13 protein-coding genes, 2 tRNA genes and 3 rRNA genes are annotated in these 18,450 nt (G+C 57.0%); 14 read left to right on the top strand and 4 right to left on the bottom strand.

Annotated features, from left to right (window positions below):
- The first annotated feature begins 3 nt into the window (after nucleotides 1-3).
- On the top strand, nucleotides 4-1,887 hold the full coding sequence (locus tag DLM_RS22380; RefSeq protein WP_089083723.1) for a polysaccharide biosynthesis protein: 1,884 nt from the start codon (nucleotides 4-6) through the stop codon (nucleotides 1,885-1,887).
- 13 nt (nucleotides 1,888-1,900) lie between these two features.
- Here DLM_RS22380 and DLM_RS22385 read toward each other — a convergent pair whose 3' ends face one another.
- Nucleotides 1,901-3,007, bottom strand: coding sequence for a sensor domain-containing diguanylate cyclase (locus tag DLM_RS22385; RefSeq protein ID WP_231959940.1), 1,107 nt, complete (start codon nucleotides 3,005-3,007; stop codon nucleotides 1,901-1,903).
- Between the two features lie 196 nt (nucleotides 3,008-3,203).
- Here DLM_RS22385 and DLM_RS22390 point away from each other — a divergent pair, with 196 nt between their 5' ends.
- The 6 genes from DLM_RS22390 to DLM_RS22415 all read left to right on the top strand — a co-directional run bounded on the left by DLM_RS22390 (nucleotide 3,204) and on the right by DLM_RS22415 (nucleotide 8,199).
- Entirely contained in the window at nucleotides 3,204-4,115 is a 912-nt protein-coding gene (locus DLM_RS22390; RefSeq protein WP_089083725.1) for a LysR family transcriptional regulator, read from the top strand.
- 118 nt (nucleotides 4,116-4,233) lie between these two features.
- Entirely contained in the window at nucleotides 4,234-5,004 is a 771-nt protein-coding gene (locus DLM_RS22395) for a histidine phosphatase family protein (RefSeq protein WP_089083726.1), read from the top strand.
- Between the two features lie 258 nt (nucleotides 5,005-5,262).
- A complete protein-coding gene (gene aspA, locus DLM_RS22400; RefSeq protein ID WP_089083727.1) occupies nucleotides 5,263-6,663 on the top strand; it encodes an aspartate ammonia-lyase in 1,401 nt (466 codons plus the stop codon).
- A gap of 140 nt (nucleotides 6,664-6,803) precedes the next feature.
- Nucleotides 6,804-7,160 carry a hypothetical protein gene (locus tag DLM_RS22405; RefSeq protein WP_089083728.1) on the top strand — a complete coding sequence of 119 codons (357 nt, stop codon included), beginning with the start codon at nucleotides 6,804-6,806 and terminating at the stop codon, nucleotides 7,158-7,160.
- A 73-nt stretch (nucleotides 7,161-7,233) separates the two neighbouring features.
- Nucleotides 7,234-7,473, top strand: a complete 240-nt coding sequence (locus DLM_RS22410) for a DUF2164 domain-containing protein (RefSeq protein WP_197715473.1) — start codon at nucleotides 7,234-7,236, stop codon at nucleotides 7,471-7,473.
- Nucleotides 7,474-7,599: 126 nt separating this feature from the next.
- Nucleotides 7,600-8,199, top strand: a complete 600-nt coding sequence (locus DLM_RS22415) for a YdcF family protein (RefSeq protein ID WP_089083729.1) — start codon at nucleotides 7,600-7,602, stop codon at nucleotides 8,197-8,199.
- A gap of 70 nt (nucleotides 8,200-8,269) precedes the next feature.
- On the opposite strand, the gene DLM_RS22420 is transcribed toward DLM_RS22415, so the two are convergent.
- Both DLM_RS22420 and ubiD read right to left on the bottom strand, forming a co-directional pair.
- Nucleotides 8,270-8,629 (bottom strand): 50S ribosome-binding protein YggL, encoded by a 360-nt coding sequence (locus DLM_RS22420; protein WP_089083730.1) that lies wholly within the window; start codon nucleotides 8,627-8,629, stop codon nucleotides 8,270-8,272.
- 82 nt (nucleotides 8,630-8,711) lie between these two features.
- Nucleotides 8,712-10,187: a 4-hydroxy-3-polyprenylbenzoate decarboxylase gene (ubiD, locus tag DLM_RS22425; protein ID WP_089083731.1), complete on the bottom strand. Its 1,476-nt coding sequence runs from the start codon at nucleotides 10,185-10,187 to the stop codon at nucleotides 8,712-8,714.
- Between the two features lie 147 nt (nucleotides 10,188-10,334).
- Here ubiD and DLM_RS22430 point away from each other — a divergent pair, with 147 nt between their 5' ends.
- Complete coding sequence (locus DLM_RS22430; RefSeq protein ID WP_089083732.1) at nucleotides 10,335-10,931, top strand: OmpW/AlkL family protein; 597 nt, start codon at nucleotides 10,335-10,337, stop codon at nucleotides 10,929-10,931.
- A 102-nt stretch (nucleotides 10,932-11,033) separates the two neighbouring features.
- Nucleotides 11,034-12,089: a PLP-dependent cysteine synthase family protein gene (locus DLM_RS22435; RefSeq protein WP_089083733.1), complete on the top strand. Its 1,056-nt coding sequence runs from the start codon at nucleotides 11,034-11,036 to the stop codon at nucleotides 12,087-12,089.
- A gap of 26 nt (nucleotides 12,090-12,115) precedes the next feature.
- Here DLM_RS22435 and DLM_RS22440 read toward each other — a convergent pair whose 3' ends face one another.
- On the bottom strand, nucleotides 12,116-12,748 hold the full coding sequence (locus DLM_RS22440; RefSeq protein WP_089083734.1) for a pyrimidine 5'-nucleotidase: 633 nt from the start codon (nucleotides 12,746-12,748) through the stop codon (nucleotides 12,116-12,118).
- A 374-nt stretch (nucleotides 12,749-13,122) separates the two neighbouring features.
- Between DLM_RS22440 and DLM_RS22445 the strand changes: the two genes are divergently transcribed.
- From DLM_RS22445 to rrf, 5 genes are all read left to right on the top strand, one after another.
- A 16S ribosomal RNA gene (locus tag DLM_RS22445) occupies nucleotides 13,123-14,658 on the top strand.
- Nucleotides 14,659-14,722: 64 nt separating this feature from the next.
- Nucleotides 14,723-14,799, top strand: a tRNA-Ile gene (locus tag DLM_RS22450).
- A gap of 4 nt (nucleotides 14,800-14,803) precedes the next feature.
- A tRNA-Ala gene (locus DLM_RS22455) sits at nucleotides 14,804-14,879 on the top strand.
- Between the two features lie 285 nt (nucleotides 14,880-15,164).
- Nucleotides 15,165-18,051: ribosomal RNA gene (locus DLM_RS22460) — 23S ribosomal RNA — on the top strand.
- A 146-nt stretch (nucleotides 18,052-18,197) separates the two neighbouring features.
- Nucleotides 18,198-18,312, top strand: a 5S ribosomal RNA gene (gene rrf, locus DLM_RS22465).
- Together the 16S, 23S and 5S rRNA genes with 2 tRNA genes alongside form the textbook arrangement of a ribosomal RNA operon.
- Nucleotides 18,313-18,450 lie beyond the last annotated feature (138 nt).

The following is an 18,450-nucleotide window of genomic DNA, read 5'->3' on the forward strand; positions in this document are numbered from 1 at the left end:
GACATGCTAGACAAACTGCTCACCTTTTCCCGTCACAACAAGATGGCCCTGCTGGCGCTGATGGATGCGCTGCTGCTGCCGCTGGCCCTGTGGAGCGCGGTCGTCCTGCGTCTGGGCGGCTACTGGGACCCCAAGCTGGACCCGTATCTGTGGATCTTCATCGTGCCGCCGCTGTGGGTGATTCCCATCTTCGTCAAGCTGGGGCTGTACCGTGCGGTGCTGAAATACCTGGACGACAAGATCGTCTACACCGTGTTTACCGGGGTGAGTCTGGCGGTGCTGGTGTTGACAGCGGTGATCGTGATGGCGCGCATTGCGCCGTTTCCGCGTTCGTCCATCATCATCTTCTGGATGTTCGCCATGGCCTATATCGGCGGCAGCCGCTTTGTGCTGCGCGGCCTGGTGCGGCGGATCGATTCAGTGGATGCCCCGCGTGAACACGTCATCATCTATGGTGCCGGTCAGGCTGGTGTACAGCTGATGCTGGCCTTGCAGGCAGGCAAGGAATACCGGCCGATGGCCTTTGTCGATGACAATCCGGAAAGCTGGAAGCGGACCTATCGCGGTCTCAGCGTCCATGCCCCGGACGACCTGCCCTTGTTGATCGAGGAAACCACAGCCAGTTGCATCCTGCTGGCCATGCCCTCGGTCAGCCGTGGCCGACAGCGTGAAATCCTGGAGTCGCTGGAACATCTGCGCATCCCCATCAAGCGCCTGCCCGGCATGGCCGATCTGGTTTCGGGTGAAGCGCGGGTGGAAGAGCTGAAAGAAGTGGAAATCGAAGACCTGCTGGGCCGCGACCCGGTGCCGCCGCGTCCCGAACTGCTGGCCCGCAATATCCAGGGCCGGGTGGTGATGGTGACTGGCGCGGGCGGTTCCATCGGCTCCGAGCTGGTACGGCAGATCGCGCGCAACAATCCGGCGCGCATCGTGCTGTTCGAGCTGACCGAATTTGCCCTGTACGCCATCGACCAGGAACTGTCGCAACTGGCGCCGGATATCCCGCGCACGCCCTTGCTCGGTTCAGTCACCGACTATGCCCGGCTATGCCAGATCATGCGCAGCTTTGCCGTGGAAACGGTGTATCACGCCGCCGCTTACAAGCATGTGCCGATGGTGGAACACAATCCGGTGGCCGGCATCGTCAACAATGCCTTTGGCACTGACACCACCGCGCGCGCGGCAGAAGACTGCGGCGTGGATACCTTTGTGCTGATTTCCACCGACAAGGCGGTACGCCCCACCAATGTGATGGGTGCCACCAAGCGGCTGGCCGAGCTTACCTTGCAAGGCCGTCACGCCAGCGGCAGCAACACCCGTTTTGTCATGGTGCGCTTTGGCAATGTGCTGGGTAGCTCCGGTTCGGTGGTGCCGCTGTTCAAGAAGCAGATCAAGGCCGGCGGCCCGGTGACGGTTACTCACCCGGACATCACCCGCTACTTCATGACCATTCCGGAAGCCGCCCAACTGGTGATTCAGGCCGGGGCGATGGGCGAGGGTGGTGATGTGTTTGTGCTGGACATGGGCGAGCCGGTGAAAATCGCCGATCTGGCGCGGCGCATGGTGCATCTGTCCGGGCTGGAAGTGCGTGATGACAAGCATCCGGGGGGCGATATCGAGATCCGCTTCTCCGGCCTGCGGCCGGGCGAAAAGCTGTACGAAGAACTGCTGATCGGCGACAACGTACTGCCCACCGACCATCCACGCATCCTGCGGGCGCAGGAATACCATCTGCCGGCAGAGGAGCTGCAACACTTCATGCAGCAGTTGGATGAGGCCTGCCGCGCGCTGGATGGCGCACAGGCATTCGCGCTGATGCAGCAGGTGGTGCACGAATTCCGTGCCGCCCCGGCAACCCAGGACTGGGTAGTGCTGCAACAGGGGTGAAGCGATTGGCCGCCTAGCGGCTGACCACCTGATTACGTCCCAACTGCTTGGCGCGGTACATGCGCGCGTCAGCCAATTCCACCAACTGGCGGCGCGCATTGCATTTGTCGGCCAGGCGCTCGGCCAGGCCTATGCTGGCGGTCAGCGGCGTGCCGTCCGGGCGCAGGCCCAAGCCGTTCTGGCGTAGCCGCTCCAGGGCCACTTCGCCTTGCACCCGGTCGGTATTGGGCATCAACAGCACAAACTCTTCTCCCCCCCAGCGCACCAGCACATCGCCGCGGCGCATGTTCTGCTGGATTTGCTGCACCAGCAGCTTCAGGGTCTTGTCCCCGGCGGCATGGCCAAACGCATCGTTGATCCCCTTGAAATGGTCCAGATCAATAAAGGCAATGGCCAGCGGCAACTGGTTGCGCTCGGCATTCACCAGTTGCAGTTCCAGCATTTCAATACCGCTGCGGCGTGAAAACGCCATGGTGAGCGGGTCGCGGATGGTTTGTCCCACCAGGGCGATGATGAAGGCCAACTGGCTGATGCTGGCCAGTGACGACACTGCGGCCAGTAGCGACAACAGCCAGAATTCGCCGCCAAAGGAAGGCCAACTGGCAACCGACCAGTCCAAGGTCCAGGCCAGTGCATAGGCCAGCAGCACCGGCATGGTGAAGGCCAGGCTTTCCAGCATGGTGAGCGGGAAGATGGCAATGGCGGCCAGCAGCACAAAAGGCAGGAAGGCATAGCCGGTTCCCACGGCGGCGGAGACGCCTTCCAGATGGTACTGGGTCATCAGCATGTGCGAGCCGATGTAGAACAGGGTGGGAATGGCAAACAGCATGCTCATGCCCTGATAGGCGCGCTTGAGCCTGCCATCCTGCGGATACCACAGCACCAGCGCGGTAAAGGCCACGGTGGACAGCAGGCGCAGCGTGGCCAGTCTTTCCCACAGCCCGGAAGGCAGGGCCAGCACGTCCACCACAATCCACAGCGGGGTGAGGATGGCAAACAGCAAGGCAAACAGCCGCACCCGGTTCACCAGCATCAAGGCACGGCGTTGCTGCAGCAAGGGCATGTGCTGATGGGGGCTGAGCAGCCAGCCGGTTTCATCGCTGGCAATCTCGCCTGGCATCAGGCCGAGCACTCTTCGCCAGATAGTGTGTGTGATTCTCATTGTCAGACAAGTTTTTCGTTTGCAGCATTGTAGGGGCAATGTGCGGTACTACATTGTAAAATATCAAATTCTGCCAAAATCGGTGGCGGGGCTGCGAAATAGCTGGCTGATTTTAAAGAGCTTTAATAGCAATGGACATGGGAGTGAACACAGAATGGAAACCCGCTGGCTGGAGGACTTTCTGGTGCTGGCCGATACCGGCAGTTTTACCCGTTCCGCCGAAGTCCGTCATCTTACCCAGCCCGCTTTTTCACGCCGCATCAAATCATTGGAAAGCTGGTTTGGTGCCGACCTGATCGACCGCACCACCTATCCCACCCGGCTTACCGCGGCAGGCGAGTTATTGCGCGAGCAGGCGGTGCAGATGCTGGCGCAAATCAACAGTACCCGCGCCCAGTTGCGTGGCTTGCAACCCTTGCCGGCTGGCACGCTCAGCCTGGCCGTGCCGCATACCCTGTCATTTTCCTTCTTCCCCAAGTGGCTCACGCAGATGGAGCAGGGCTTTGGTCCCTTATCCTGCCGCCTGCAGGCCAGCAATGTGCATGACGCCTTGCTGGCCTTCGTGGAGGGCGGCTGCGATCTGCTGATGTGCTATCACCATCCCAAACAGCCAGTGGAGCTGACCGATCCGCGCTACAGCGGCCTGCGGCTGGGCGTGGAAACCCTGCGGCCTTATGTGCGCAGCAATTCCGACCACACGCCGCGCCATGCGCTGCCGGGAAGTGCCGCGCAGCCCTTGCCCTTCCTCGGCTATGCCAGCAATGCCTACTTCAGGCTGATGACCGACCTGATTCTGGAGGCGGCTCCCGAACCCACCTTCCTGTCGCTGCGTTACGAAACCGACATGGCCGAGGGACTGAAGAACATGGTGCTGGAAGGACATGGCGTGGCCTTCCTGCCCGCCAGCTCGGTACAAAACGAATTGCGCAGCAAGCAATTGGTGTTGGCGGCGGCGGATGGCTGGAGCGTGGACATGGAGGTGCGCTTGTATCGCGACAATAAACGCAGCCGCCCCGAGCTGGATGCCTTCTGGGATTATCTGGCTGCCAGCGTACAGCCGGTGTAGGGCTTCCGCACAATCCGGACCAAACGCAGCCGCTTTTAGGCGATTGCCTGCTGTTACTTGCCTGCCGATTTTCTAGCATGAACGCTCGTTAAGGCTCACAAGGGCAGAGGGGGTGGCAATGCAGGGCGGCAAAATTGTGCAATGGATGGTGTGCTGTCTGGTCATGCTTAGCAGCCAACTGGCGGCGGCGGCCGATAAGCCGGTGGTGGATGTGTATTTGTTGCGTCATGGCAAAACCATGTTCAATACCACCAGTCAGGTGCAGGGCTGGTCCGATACCCCGTTGACGGCGGCAGGCATCCAGGGTGCTGAGGCGGCGGGCCGGGGGCTGGCCAAAATCCACTTCATCGCAGTCTATAGCAGCGATCTCGGACGGGCGCGCAGCACTGCCCGCATCGTGCTGGCGCAGGGGCGGCAGCAACAACTGCCGGTACAGGAAGACGCGCGCTTGCGGGAATGGAATTACGGCAGCTTCGAGGGCCGGCCCGATGCCGAAATGTGGACCCCATTATTTGCAAAGCAGGGCATGACCTTTGACCCGCAATGGGGAAACTGGGGTGACTTCACCCGCAAGATGAGCGACAGCGCCATTGCCCAGGCCATTCATGATGCCGACCCGCGCGGCTGGGCAGAAACCTATCCACAAATCGTCTCGCGCCTGCGTGCCGGCATGCAGGACATCGTGAGCAATGCCGTGGCGGCGGGGGGCGGTAATGTTCTGGTGGTCAGCCATGGCGGAGCCATCCTCAGCATTCTGGATACGCTGGTACACGGCCAAGCCCAGGGGGCTGATATCCCCAACGCCAGCATCACCGTGCTGCGCTATCAGGATGGACAGTACCAACTGCGCAAGGTGGGCGATCTGAGCTATCAGGACGCGGCATCCTAGCACCGCTGGCATGCCCGGCCCATCTCCCGCCAATGTCTGGGTGGCTGCCCGTCCGCATGCTGGCGGGTCTGCCACTGCAGCGCTGGATGGGTGGTGTTCCTTTAGCAATTCGGCTGACGGTTGAGACGGTTTTTTGATGGTTATGCAAAATTTGCATGACCTGATCCCGAATCGGAATTGGCCAATCCCCCCTGTGCCAGCCTACAGTCTGCCTCCATCACTCCGCATGGGCGGGGACCACCGACAAAGGCTTGCTGCATGTCCACCCGTATCGAACACGACCTGCTTGGCGATCGCGCCGTTCCGGCTGCTGCATACTGGGGTGTCCACACCCTGCGGGCAGTGGAAAACTTTCCCATCACCGGCCAGACCATCGCCAGCTATGGCGACCTGATTGTCGCACTGGCGCAAATCAAGAAAGCAGCAGCGCTGGCCAACCGCGATCTGGGCCTGCTTGATGCACGCCGAGCCCAGGCCATTGTCGATGCTTGCGAAGAGCTGGTGGATGGCAAGCTGCACGAGCAGTTTGTGGTGGATGTGATTCAAGGCGGTGCCGGTACGTCCACCAATATGAATGCCAACGAAGTCATTGCCAATCGTGCGCTGGAAATCCTGGGCCATGCCAAGGGCGAGTACGACAAGCTGCATCCCAACGAACACGTCAACATGAGTCAGAGTACCAATGACGTGTATCCCACTGCGCTGCGTCTGGCCACCTACTGGGGCGTGCTGCGCCTGCAACGCACCATGTTCGTGCTGCGCGAAGCCTTTGCGGCCAAGGCCGAAGAATTCAAGCACATCCTGAAAATGGGTCGTACCCAATTGCAGGATGCGGTGCCGATGACGCTGGGTCAGGAGTTCCAGACCTACGCCGTGATGCTGGGTGAAGACGAACAGCGCCTGAGCGAAGCCCGTGCGCTGATGCTGGAAATCAATCTGGGTGCTACTGCCATCGGTACCGGCATTACCGCCCATCCCGACTATGCACGGCTGGTGTGCCTGCATCTGTCCGAACTGACTGGCCTGAAGCTGATGACGGCCCCCAATCTGGTGGAAGCCACCCAGGACTGCGGCGCATTCGTCCAGCTCTCCGGCGTGCTCAAGCGCGTGGCGGTCAAACTGTCCAAAACCTGCAATGACTTGCGCCTGCTGTCCTCCGGCCCGCGCGCCGGTATTGGCGACATCAATCTGCCAGCCCGTCAGGCCGGTTCGTCCATCATGCCGGGCAAGGTCAATCCGGTGATTCCGGAAGTGGTCAACCAGGTGGCGTTTGAAGTGATCGGCAACGATATGACCATCACCATGGCGGCAGAAGGCGGCCAGTTGCAACTGAATGCCTTTGAGCCCGTCATCGCCTACAGCATGTTCCGCAGCGTGCGTCATCTGGCCAATGCCTGCAGCACGCTCACCGAGCACTGCGTGAATGGAATTACCGCCAACGAAGCCAAGCTGCGTGCCGATGTACTCAACTCCATCGGCCTGGTGACCGCCCTCAACCCCATCATCGGCTACGCCGCCGCCACCGCGGTGGCCGCCGAGGCGCACGCCACCGGTGGCAGTGTCTACGATATCGTGCTGGAACGCGGGCTGATGCAGCGCGCCCAACTGGACGAAGCCCTGCTGCCCGAAGCATTGACCCAGCCACGCTGGCTGTCTTAACGGTGTTCTGCTGTCGGTACTTGTCCGGTACCGACTTTCCTGTGTTGGCCGGGTCGTTTGCCCGGCCATTTTTTTATTGCTTGTGCCAGGACGGGGCTGGATGTATAAGTTTATTGTGCAATGCACAATGGAGCTTGAACATGATACAGATTCTGATCTGGTGGTTGGAAAACAGCCCGCGCTGGCTGTCTTGCCTGGCCGAACATGGCCGTTGCCAGCAAGAAGTATTGCGCTCCTCCGCTTTCCATGCCAGCCATGTGCTGTGCAGTCCGGCAGCGTTGCCCGACAAGCTGGGCCGCCTGACACGCCGGGCGGGGGCCGATGTCATCACCCTGCTGTATGGCAGTGCGCAGACCCAGCTGACATTGTGCCGTGAGCTACCCCTGCCCCCGCATGATCCCTGTCGGCTCTACCTGACAGGGCAGCAGTTGCAGCAGCGATCCGGCCAGCATCTGCTGCATGGCCTGGTGGAGATGGGGCGCACGCTGCTGCGCTAGCGTCCGAAACCCGCTTTGCAGCGGGTCGCCGACAAGGCACAATGCCGGGCTTGATCCGTCCGGAAGCCCCATCATGTCCACTCAGTCCATGCTCAGCCAGCAGCAATTGCAACAACTGGCACCTGTCCTGCAGCACTATCTGTCCAGTGAATTGCAGCTTGAGGTCGGAACCTTCGATGCTCAGTTTCTGCTCGACTTTGTGGCCAGCCAAATCGGCCGGCAGATATACAACCAGGCGCTGGAGGATGCCCAACAGGCCCTCAGCCAGCGCATGGAGTCCTTGCAGGCAGCCATCTGGGAGCTGGAAAAGTAATACCACGCCGGCGTGGAGGCATGGCATTTGGGTGCCGCATATTGCGGCCCTGCAGCGGCAGTGACTGCCATCTGCCCGTCAACGGGGGTACAATCAGGCTTTCCTTCCTCCCGCTGCCACTGCTTCATGCTTTATCTGCGTCTGATGCTCAAAGGATTCCTGCTGGCCGTGCTGATGGTCATGCTCGGCTTTGGCTACATGGCCTGGGGCATTGCACGTTATGCAGACCAACCTGCGACTGAGCCTGCCGATGCCGCCTTGGTACTGGGCGCTGCCGCCTGGGGCAGCAAGCCGTCGCCGGTACTGCGTGAACGCATTAATCATGCGGTGGCCCTGTATAAGCAAGGACGGGTGCGCTGGATTGTATTCACTGGCGGCACGCCGGAACCGGGCTACCCCACCGAGGCCGATGTCGGCCGCGAATTTGCCCTGCGTCAGGGTGTGCCGATGACGGCCATGCTGGCCGAAAACGAATCGCGCACCACCTGGCAGAATCTGGAAAATGCCGGCAAGCTGGCGGGCCCTTTCGGGATTCGTTCATTCTTGCTGGTCAGCGATCCTCTGCATATGCGCCGCGCCGTCCTGATGGCGCATGATCTGGGATTGACTGCAGCCCCGGCACCTACCCAGTCCAGCCGCTATGTCAGTTGGAGCAACAAGGTGAAGTTCCTGGCGCGGGAAACCTGGTTGTATGTGGGGTACCGCGTGTTCCGCAAGCTGTCCTGACCTTGTCTTCATTGATATACCGACGTAAAAAAACCGGCACCAGGCCGGTTTTTTGTATGGCACAGTGTGCTTACACCGTGTGCCACAGGTCGATCAGATCACCTGCTTCCACATTGGATACTTCGCTGCGTGCTTGCAGCCAGGCCACCAGTTTGGCGCGGATTTCCTCGGTGATGGCAACTTCCCCTACCGGGAATACCACACCTTCCAGGCGGTTCTTGCCATCGAAATGACCACCAAAGCTGATGGCCGCCTCATCGATGCAGTTGAGCCAGTCGTCCAGCAGGCTGTCAGTATTGACGTCGCTGGCAATGGTGGCAATCAGGTGGAAACCCAGTTCACGGTATTCTCCGACGCGCATTTTCTTGCGCTGGCGGTGATTCAGACGTTTCAGGCGCTGGGCGGAATTGGGATTGTGCAGATCAGACATGAATGCTCCAGATACGAATTGACGCGGCGATAATAACAGGCATTGCCGGCTGGCAGGGAAATAGCCTGGCCGGCAAGATCATTTACAGTCCCAATTGCTCCCACAGGGCATCCACCCTGGTCTTGACGGCATCATCCATCACGATGGGCACGCCCCATTCGCGATGGGTTTCGCCCGGCATCTTGTTGGTAGCATCCAGCCCCATCTTGCCACCCAGGCCGGACACCGGGCTGGCAAAGTCCAGGTAGTCAATTGGCGTGTGCTCGATCAGTGTGGTGTCGCGTACCGGGTCCATGCGGGTGGTAATCGCCCACATCACTTCCTTCCAGTCACGGCAGTCCACATCGTCATCCACCACGATGATGAACTTGGTGTACATGAACTGGCGCAGGAAGCTCCAGCAGCCCATCATTACCCGCTTGGCATGACCAGGATATTGCTTCTTGATGCTGATGACCGCCATGCGATAGCTGCAGCCTTCCGGCGGCAGGTAGAAGTCGACAATTTCCGGAAACTGCTTTTGCAGGATGGGGACGAATACTTCGTTCAGTGCCACGCCCAGCACCGCAGGCTCATCCGGTGGTTTGCCGGTATAGGTGCTGTGATAGATGGGATTCTCACGCATGGTGATGCGGTCGATGGTAAACACCGCGAAGTGGTCCTGCTCGTTGTAATAGCCGGTATGGTCGCCATACGGGCCTTCCAGTGCCATGTCATCCGGATGGATGTGGCCTTCCAGTACAATCTCGGCCCGTGCCGGCACTTGCAGATCAGAGCCGATGCATTTCACCAGCTCGGTGCGACTGCCACGCAGCAGGCCGGCAAACTGGTATTCGGACAGAGTGTCCGGCACCGGGGTGACTGCGCCCAGAATGGTTGCCGGGTCGCAGCCCAGCACCACGGCCACCGGGTAGGGTTTGTCCGGGTTCTGCTGGCGGAATTCACGATAATCCAGCGCGCCGCCACGATGCGCCAACCAGCGCATGATGACGCGGTTTTTGCCGATGACCTGCTGGCGGTAGATGCCCAGGTTCTGCCGCTTCTTGTTCGGGCCGCGCGTTACCGTCAGGCCCCAGGTAATCAGCGGTGCCACATCACCCGGCCAGCAGTGCTGGATGGGCAGGCGCGTCAAATCCACCTCCTCACCCTCCCACACAATCTGCTGACAAGGGGCTTTGCTGACTACCTTGGGTGCCATGGACAACACCTGCTTGAGCAAGGGCAGCTTGTCCCAGGCCTCACGCAAGCCTTTCGGCGGTTCCGGCTCTTTCAGATAAGCCAGGGTTTTGCCGATTTCACGCAACTGCATGACGTCGCTGGCACCCATGCCCATGGCAACACGCTTGGGTGTGCCAAACAAATTGGCCAGTACCGGAATCGAATACGTCTGCGTATCGTGCCGGGGTTGCGTGAACAGCAGGGCCGGGCCACCCGCTTTCAGGACACGGTCGCCAATTTCGGTCATCTCCAGATGTGGAGACACCGGCAGATTGATTCTTTTCAACTCACCTTGCTGTTCCAATTGAGCAACAAAGTCCCGCAGGTCGGCATATTTCATGACTGTTTCATGATCTTAAGCAAAGTTTTGACCGGGAGGTTTGGTTAACCTCCGCTTGAACGTCGCAAGCTACTGCCGGCCTATTAGAAAGTCAATTACGGCAGAAGCCCAAGACCGTGAACTTGCCTACACTCTTGGAGAATACAAATGAAAAAGCTTGCTCTGGCTGCGGCCATCGGTCTGATTTCCGCTAGCGCCTTCGCCGCTCAAGGCGACATCATCGCGCGTTTCCGCGTGATCAATGTGAATCCCGATGTTAGTGCTGATAAGACGCTGTCCGCTATCCATACCGATGTGAAGTCCGATACCGTGCCAGAACTGGATTTCACTTACATGATCACCAACAATATCGGTGCTGAATTGATTTTGGGTACTTCCCGCCACGAATTGAGGAGTGATCTGGGTTCTTTGGGCAAGGTTTCGGTCCTGCCGCCGACTTTGACTCTGCAGTACCACTTCACTCCGGAAGCCACCTTCCGTCCGTATGTTGGTGTTGGTGTGAACTACACCCGTTTCTATAGCAATGGGCTGCGTGCTCTTGGTCAGGATGTTGACATCGATCAGAACAGCTGGGGCTTGGCCGCTCAGGTTGGTGCTGACGTTGCCATCAGCAAAAACCTGTTCCTGAACTTCGACGTAAAAAAGATCGACATCAAAACCAAGGCTCGTCTTGGTGGCCAAGACATTGGCACCCTGAAGATCAATCCGTGGGTATACGGTATTGGTATCGGCACCAAATTCTAAGCAATTTGTCTTGCCGCAAGAAAGCGCCTCCATTTGGAGGCGCTTTTTTATTTCCATGCAATAGAATAATGTATTCTAAATTTATGCATTCAGGAGATAAAAATGGGCAATTGGGCTAGTACTGCCATCCGCAAAATTGAGGCGGACTTCAATCGTTCCAGTGACACCCACCTAATACCGCTACAGATCCCGGCGTTGCCGCAAATCCAGTTGTACTTCAAGGATGAATCCACCCACCCGACCGGCAGCCTGAAGCATCGCCTGGCGCGTTCGCTATTCCTGTATGGCCTGTGCAATGGCTGGATTCGCTACAACACCACCATTATTGAGGCTTCCAGTGGCAGCACCGCGGTGTCCGAAGCCTATTTCGCCCGTTTGCTAGGTTTGCCCTTCATCGCGGTGATGCCGCGTGGTACTTCGGCTGAAAAAATCCGTTCCATCGAATTTTATGGCGGACGCTGTCACCTGGTGGATGACCCGGCGACCATCTATGAAGAGTCCCGACGTTTGGCGCAGGAGCTGAAGGGTCACTACATGGACCAATTCACCTATGCCGAACGCGCTACCGACTGGCGGGGTAACAATAATATTGCCGACACCATCTTCAAACAGATGGAGCTGGAGCCGAATCCGGTGCCGGAGTGGATTGTCTGCGGCGCGGGAACCGGTGGCACATCGGCTACCTTTGGCCGCTATGTGCGCTACCAGAAACTGTCGACACAAATCTGCGTTGTCGACCCGGAAAACTCGGTGTTTTACGATAGCTACTATAGCGGCGACAGCGACTGCCGCTGCGAAGGCGGCTCCGGCGTGGAAGGCATCGGTCGCCCGCGTGTTGAGCCATCCTTCATCCCCACCGTCATCGACAAGGTCGTCCGCGTGCCCAATGTGGCCAGCTACGCAGCCATCCATTTTCTGGAAGAGGTAATGGGCCGCAAGTGCGGCGGCTCCACCGGCACCAATCTGTTCGGCGTGTGTGAGCTGGTCAGCGACATGGTGCGCAACGGGCGGCATGGCTCGGTCGTCACGCTGATTTGCGATGATGGCAACCGCTACCTCAACAGCTACTACAACGCGCAGTGGCTGGAGGACAATGGCCACCACATCACACCATGGGTGGAGCGCTATCGCCGCTTCTTCTTTGAAGGCCGCTGGTAAATCGGCAGGGGAGGTCGCGGTGATGCTTACCAGCGTTGCCGCAGCAACTGACTCAGCTTGTTGACCCGCACATCGACAAAAGCGGGTTTGCGGCATTGGCGGCTGATCCACACCGTACGCATGCCCAGTGATTTGGCGGCATACAGATTGGGCAAAGAATCCTCCACCATGATGCAGTGTGCCGGATCAAGCCGCTCCGCCTGCAACATGCAGCGAAAGCCACGCCGGTCCGGCTTTGGACGGAAGCGCATTTTCTCCATGCCATAGCAGGCTGCAAACTGGCGGTGGACATCCATTTTATGCAGCAGCCCTTCTATATAGTGTTGCGGGCCGTTGGATAGCACAATCTTGCGGCCAGGCAGTGCGCGCAGGGTAGCTGTCAGTGACGGCTCCCATACCAGCCAGCGATACAGCTCATCCAGTAAGTGTGTCTCCTGCAGGAAATGACCGGCATCCACGTCGTGGTGGCGCATCAGTCCCTGCAGGGTTGCGCCATAACGATGCCAGTAATGTAGCCGCAGTTGTCGAGCTTCCTCTGCTGACATGTCCAGATGCCGCTCCATATATAGGTTCATCATGCGACTGATATGGGCAAAGATCCCCAGGCTAGCCTGATGCAGGGTATCGTCGAGATCAAAAATCCAGGTGGGAGCAGACATTAGGGTGGCCAGGGCAAGGTTAGGAAGCGGCTATTATCATGAGCAAAGTCCAAGACATCCACTGCGCGCGCCAGTTACCTGCCAGTGCACCATTTTCCGGTTTATTTAAAATCAATGACTTGCATTTATTGCTGGCAAATCCTGCAGATTTCTTCGCACAAAGTGTTGACGAGGGTGGGGCAGGGCGGTATAGTTCGCCTCCTCAGCAGACAACGCAGCGACGGAAACGAAACGCAGCGACCTGCACCGCTCTTTAAAAAACAGAATAACCGATAGGTGTGAGTGCTTGGCGAAAGCCAAATACTTGCACTGCAAGACAAGAAATACTTGTTATTTTCTTTGATCTTGCGTGCCAGAAAATTTGCTATGAGATTGAACTGAAGAGTTTGATCCTGGCTCAGATTGAACGCTGGCGGCATGCTTTACACATGCAAGTCGAACGGTAACAGGGAGCTTGCTCCGCTGACGAGTGGCGAACGGGTGAGTAATGCGTCGGAACGTGCCGAGTAGTGGGGGATAACTATCCGAAAGGATAGCTAATACCGCATACGCTTTGAGAAGGAAAGCAGGGGATCGCAAGACCTTGCGCTATTTGAGCGGCCGACGTCTGATTAGCTAGTTGGTGAGGTAAAGGCTCACCAAGGCATCGATCAGTAGCGGGTCTGAGAGGATGATCCGCCACACTGGGACTGAGACACGGCCCAGACTCCTACGGGAGGCAGCAGTGGGGAATTTTGGACAATGGGCGCAAGCCTGATCCAGCCATGCCGCGTGTCTGAAGAAGGCCTTCGGGTTGTAAAGGACTTTTGTCAGGGAGGAAATTCCTAGCGCTAATATCGCTGGGGGATGACAGTACCTGAAGAATAAGCACCGGCTAACTACGTGCCAGCAGCCGCGGTAATACGTAGGGTGCAAGCGTTAATCGGAATTACTGGGCGTAAAGCGTGCGCAGGCGGTTGTGTAAGTCTGATGTGAAAGCCCCGGGCTTAACCTGGGAACTGCATTGGAGACTGCACAGCTAGAGTGCGTCAGAGGGGGGTAGAATTCCGCGTGTAGCAGTGAAATGCGTAGAGATGCGGAGGAATACCGATGGCGAAGGCAGCCCCCTGGGATGACACTGACGCTCATGCACGAAAGCGTGGGGAGCAAACAGGATTAGATACCCTGGTAGTCCACGCCCTAAACGATGTCAACTAGCTGTTGGGGGTTTGAATCCTTGGTAGCGTAGCTAACGCGAGAAGTTGACCGCCTGGGGAGTACGGCCGCAAGGTTAAAACTCAAAGGAATTGACGGGGACCCGCACAAGCGGTGGATGATGTGGATTAATTCGATGCAACGCGAAAAACCTTACCTGGTCTTGACATGTACAGAACTTTCCAGAGATGGATTGGTGCCCGAAAGGGAGCTGTAACACAGGTGCTGCATGGCTGTCGTCAGCTCGTGTCGTGAGATGTTGGGTTAAGTCCCGCAACGAGCGCAACCCTTGCCATTAGTTGCTACCATTTAGTTGAGCACTCTAATGGGACTGCCGGTGACAAACCGGAGGAAGGTGGGGATGACGTCAAGTCCTCATGGCCCTTATGACCAGGGCTTCACACGTCATACAATGGTCGGTACAGAGGGTAGCCAAGCCGCGAGGTGGAGCCAATCTCATAAAACCGATCGTAGTCCGGATCGCACTCTGCAACTCGAGTGCGTGAAGTCGGAATCGCTAGTAATCGCAGATCAGCATGCTGCGGTGAATACGTTCCCGGGTCTTGTACACACCGCCCGTCACACCATGGGAGTGAGTTTCACCAGAAGTGGGTAGGCTAACCGTAAGGAGGCCGCTTACCACGGTGGGATTCATGACTGGGGTGAAGTCGTAACAAGGTAGCCGTAGGGGAACCTGCGGCTGGATCACCTCCTTTCTAGAGAAGGCGATCGTCAAGTATTCACAGCCTATCGGTTATTCGAGATTTTAAGGGTTTGACTGGGTTTGTAGCTCAGCTGGTTAGAGCACTGTGTTGATAACGCAGGGGTCGAAGGTTCGAGTCCTTCCAGACCCACCAGTTTGGGGGATTAGCTCAGTTGGGAGAGCACCTGCTTTGCAAGCAGGGGGTCGTCGGTTCGATCCCGTCATCCTCCACCACCTCAACTCAAACAAAAACGCATCTGGAAACGTTGTTTCCGGGTATCTTTTTGTTTGCGTTGAATTGACCGCAAGGTCGAACGCCCGATCTTTAACAAACTGAAGAAGCCGAATTAATTAGACGGCGAAATGAAATGCATGAAGTTAACTCTGCATGCAGGACAAATCGTCATCTTGGGAATTTGATTGTATCTAATGTCATGTCGCCATCACAAAAGGGGCGGTGTGACATGTCGCACAAACACAATCCTGTCGGATTGGTAACTCAGGTTACTGAAATGATAGGGTCAAGCGACTAAGTGCATCTGGTGGATGCCTTGGCGATCACAGGCGATGAAGGACGTGTAAGCCTGCGAAAAGCGCGGGGGAGCTGGCAATAGAGCTTTGATCCCGCGATATCCGAATGGGGAAACCCACCCGCAAGGGTATCCCAGACTGAATACATAGGTCTGTGGAAGCGAACCGAGTGAACTGAAACATCTAAGTAACTCGAGGAAAAGAAATCAACCGAGATTCCGTCAGTAGTGGCGAGCGAACGCGGAATAGCCTGTATGTGATAGAGATTGAGATAGTGGAAGGACCTGGAAATGTCCGCCATAGTGGGTGATAGCCCCGTACACGAAATTTCATTCTTGGTACTGAGCATACGAAAAGTAGGGCGGGACACGCGAAATCCTGTCTGAAGATGGGGGGACCATCCTCCAAGGCTAAATACTCGTGATCGACCGATAGTGAACCAGTACCGTGAGGGAAAGGCGAAAAGAACCCCGGGAGGGGAGTGAAATAGAACCTGAAACCGGATGCATACAAACAGTGGGAGCCTCGCAAGGGGTGACTGCGTACCTTTTGTATAATGGGTCAGCGACTTACGTTCAGTAGCAAGCTTAACCGCATAGGGGAGGCGTAGGGAAACCGAGTCCGAATAGGGCGCTTTAGTTGCTGGGCGTAGACCCGAAACCGAGTGATCTATCCATGGCCAGGATGAAGGTGCGGTAACACGCACTGGAGGTCCGAACCCACTAGTGTTGCAAAACTAGGGGATGAGCTGTGGATAGGGGTGAAAGGCTAAACAAACTCGGAGATAGCTGGTTCTCCCCGAAAACTATTTAGGTAGTGCCTCATGTATCACTTCCGGGGGTAAAGCACTGTTATGGCTAGGGGGTCATTGCGATTTACCAAACCATGGCAAACTCTGAATACCGGAAAGTGCGAGCATGGGAGACAGACGGTGGGTGCTAACGTCCATCGTCAAGAGGGAAACAACCCAGACCGCCAGCTAAGGTCCCAAATGATCAGTTAAGTGGTAAACGAAGTGGGAAGGCCCAGACAGCCAGGATGTTGGCTTAGAAGCAGCCATCATTTAAAGAAAGCGTAATAGCTCACTGGTCGAGTCGTCCTGCGCGGAAGATGTAACGGGGCTCAAACTGATAACCGAAGCTGCGGATTTGCACGTAAGTGCAGATGGTAGGGGAGCGTTCTGTAGGTCTGTGAAGGTGTCTCGTAAGGGATGCTGGAGATATCAGAAGTGCGAATGCTGACATGAGTAGCGATAAAGCGGGTGAAAAGCCCGCTCGCCGAAAGCCCAAGGTTTCCTACGCAACGTTCATCGGCGTAGGGTGAGTCGGCCCCTAAGGCGAGGCTGAAAAGCGTAGTCGATGGGAAACGGGTTAAAATTCCCGTACTTTTGTGTAGTGCGATGTGGGGACGGAGAAGGTTAGGTCAGCGGCCTGTTGGAATAGGTCGTTCAAGCCGGTAGGCGTGAAGGGTAGGCAAATCCGCCCTTCTTTAACGCCGAGAAGTGATAACGAGGGTCTACGGACCTGAAGTGACTGATACCACGCTTCCAGGAAAAGCCACTAAGCTTCAGCTACACAAGAACCGTACCGCAAACCGACACAGGTGGGCAGGATGAGAATTCTAAGGCGCTTGAGAGAACTCAGGAGAAGGAACTCGGCAAATTGATACCGTAACTTCGGGAGAAGGTATGCCTGTTGTGGTGAACACCCTGCGGTGGGAGCTACGACAGGTCGCAGAGAATCGGTGGCTGCGACTGTTTATCAAAAACACAGCACTGTGCCAACACGAAAGTGGACGTATACGGTGTGACGCCTGCCCGGTGCTGGAAGGTTAAGTGATGGGGTGCAAGCTCTTGATCGAAGCCCCAGTAAACGGCGGCCGTAACTATAACGGTCCTAAGGTAGCGAAATTCCTTGTCGGGTAAGTTCCGACCCGCACGAATGGCGTAACGATGGCCACACTGTCTCCTCCTGAGACTCAGCGAAGTTGAAGTGTTTGTGAAGATGCAATCTCCCCGCTGCTAGACGGAAAGACCCCGTGAACCTTTACTGTAGCTTTGCATTGGACTTTGAAGTGGTTTGTGTAGGATAGGTGGGAGGCTTTGAAGCAGGGACGCTAGTTCCTGTGGAGCCGACCTTGAAATACCACCCTGACCCCTTTGAGGTTCTAACCTTGGTCCGTTATCCGGATCGGGGACAGTGCATGGTAGGCAGTTTGACTGGGGCGGTCTCCTCCCAAAGTGTAACGGAGGAGTTCGAAGGTTACCTAGGTACGGTCGGAAATCGTGCTGATAGTGCAATGGCAAAAGGTAGCTTAACTGCGAGACCGACAAGTCGAGCAGGTGCGAAAGCAGGACATAGTGATCCGGTGGTTCTGAATGGAAGGGCCATCGCTCAACGGATAAAAGGTACTCCGGGGATAACAGGCTGATACCGCCCAAGAGTTCACATCGACGGCGGTGTTTGGCACCTCGATGTCGGCTCATCACATCCTGGGGCTGTAGCCGGTCCCAAGGGTATGGCTGTTCGCCATTTAAAGTGGTACGTGAGCTGGGTTCAAAACGTCGTGAGACAGTTTGGTCCCTATCTGCAGTGGGCGTTGGAAGTTTGACGGGGGCTGCTCCTAGTACGAGAGGACCGGAGTGGACGAACCTCTGGTGTACCGGTTGTCACGCCAGTGGCATTGCCGGGTAGCTAAGTTCGGAAGAGATAAGCGCTGAAAGCATCTAAGCGCGAAACTCGCCTGAAGATGAGACTTCCCTGAGGGCTAGACCCTCCTGAAGAGTCGTTCGAGACCAGGACGTTGATAGGTCGGGTGTGGAAGCGCTGTGAGGCGTTAAGCTAACCGATACTAATTGCTCGTGAGGCTTGATCCTATCATTTGAGTGGCTTGGGAAACCGAGACCGGATGGATAGTGAATGTGCGACGCGATCAAAGATCCAAGATAAGATACCTAATTAATTCAGTGATTCAGACGAAGTCTGGATGACAAAGCTTCTTCAAGTTTGTTGACAGTTTATGTCTGGTGGCCATAGCGAGGTGGTCCCACGCCTTCCCATCCCGAACAGGACCGTGAAACGCCTTAGCGCCGATGATAGTGTGGCATTCGCCATGTGAAAGTAGGACACTGCCAGACTCCCCTTACAGAAGCCCAGCTCAATCGAGCTGGGCTTTGTGCTTTGTGGCGCGGGCAGCAGCTTGGTCTGAACTATCCGTTTTTACTGCCGAGTCTTGTTGGTTTTTGTGCTGCTTGGCATATCAGTCTCTCCCGTGC

The sequence above is a fragment of the Aquitalea magnusonii genome (assembly GCF_002217795.2).
GTDB classification, from domain to species: Bacteria; Pseudomonadota; Gammaproteobacteria; order Burkholderiales; family Chromobacteriaceae; genus Aquitalea; species Aquitalea magnusonii_B.

What these genes read in the sequence shown, in the direction of transcription:
- DLM_RS22380 (WP_089083723.1), top strand. Translation starts at nt 4, where the DNA reads ATGCTAGACAAACTGCTCACCTTTTCCCGTCACAACAAGATGGCCCTG.
- DLM_RS22385 (WP_231959940.1), bottom strand. Translation starts at nt 3,007, where the DNA reads ATGCCAGGCGAGATTGCCAGCGATGAAACCGGCTGGCTGCTCAGCCCC.
- DLM_RS22390 (WP_089083725.1), top strand. Translation starts at nt 3,204, where the DNA reads ATGGAAACCCGCTGGCTGGAGGACTTTCTGGTGCTGGCCGATACCGGC.
- DLM_RS22395 (WP_089083726.1), top strand. Translation starts at nt 4,234, where the DNA reads ATGCAGGGCGGCAAAATTGTGCAATGGATGGTGTGCTGTCTGGTCATG.
- aspA (WP_089083727.1), top strand. Translation starts at nt 5,263, where the DNA reads ATGTCCACCCGTATCGAACACGACCTGCTTGGCGATCGCGCCGTTCCG.
- DLM_RS22405 (WP_089083728.1), top strand. Translation starts at nt 6,804, where the DNA reads ATGATACAGATTCTGATCTGGTGGTTGGAAAACAGCCCGCGCTGGCTG.
- DLM_RS22410 (WP_197715473.1), top strand. Translation starts at nt 7,234, where the DNA reads ATGTCCACTCAGTCCATGCTCAGCCAGCAGCAATTGCAACAACTGGCA.
- DLM_RS22415 (WP_089083729.1), top strand. Translation starts at nt 7,600, where the DNA reads ATGCTTTATCTGCGTCTGATGCTCAAAGGATTCCTGCTGGCCGTGCTG.
- DLM_RS22420 (WP_089083730.1), bottom strand. Translation starts at nt 8,629, where the DNA reads ATGTCTGATCTGCACAATCCCAATTCCGCCCAGCGCCTGAAACGTCTG.
- ubiD (WP_089083731.1), bottom strand. Translation starts at nt 10,187, where the DNA reads ATGAAATATGCCGACCTGCGGGACTTTGTTGCTCAATTGGAACAGCAA.
- DLM_RS22430 (WP_089083732.1), top strand. Translation starts at nt 10,335, where the DNA reads ATGAAAAAGCTTGCTCTGGCTGCGGCCATCGGTCTGATTTCCGCTAGC.
- DLM_RS22435 (WP_089083733.1), top strand. Translation starts at nt 11,034, where the DNA reads ATGGGCAATTGGGCTAGTACTGCCATCCGCAAAATTGAGGCGGACTTC.
- DLM_RS22440 (WP_089083734.1), bottom strand. Translation starts at nt 12,748, where the DNA reads ATGTCTGCTCCCACCTGGATTTTTGATCTCGACGATACCCTGCATCAG.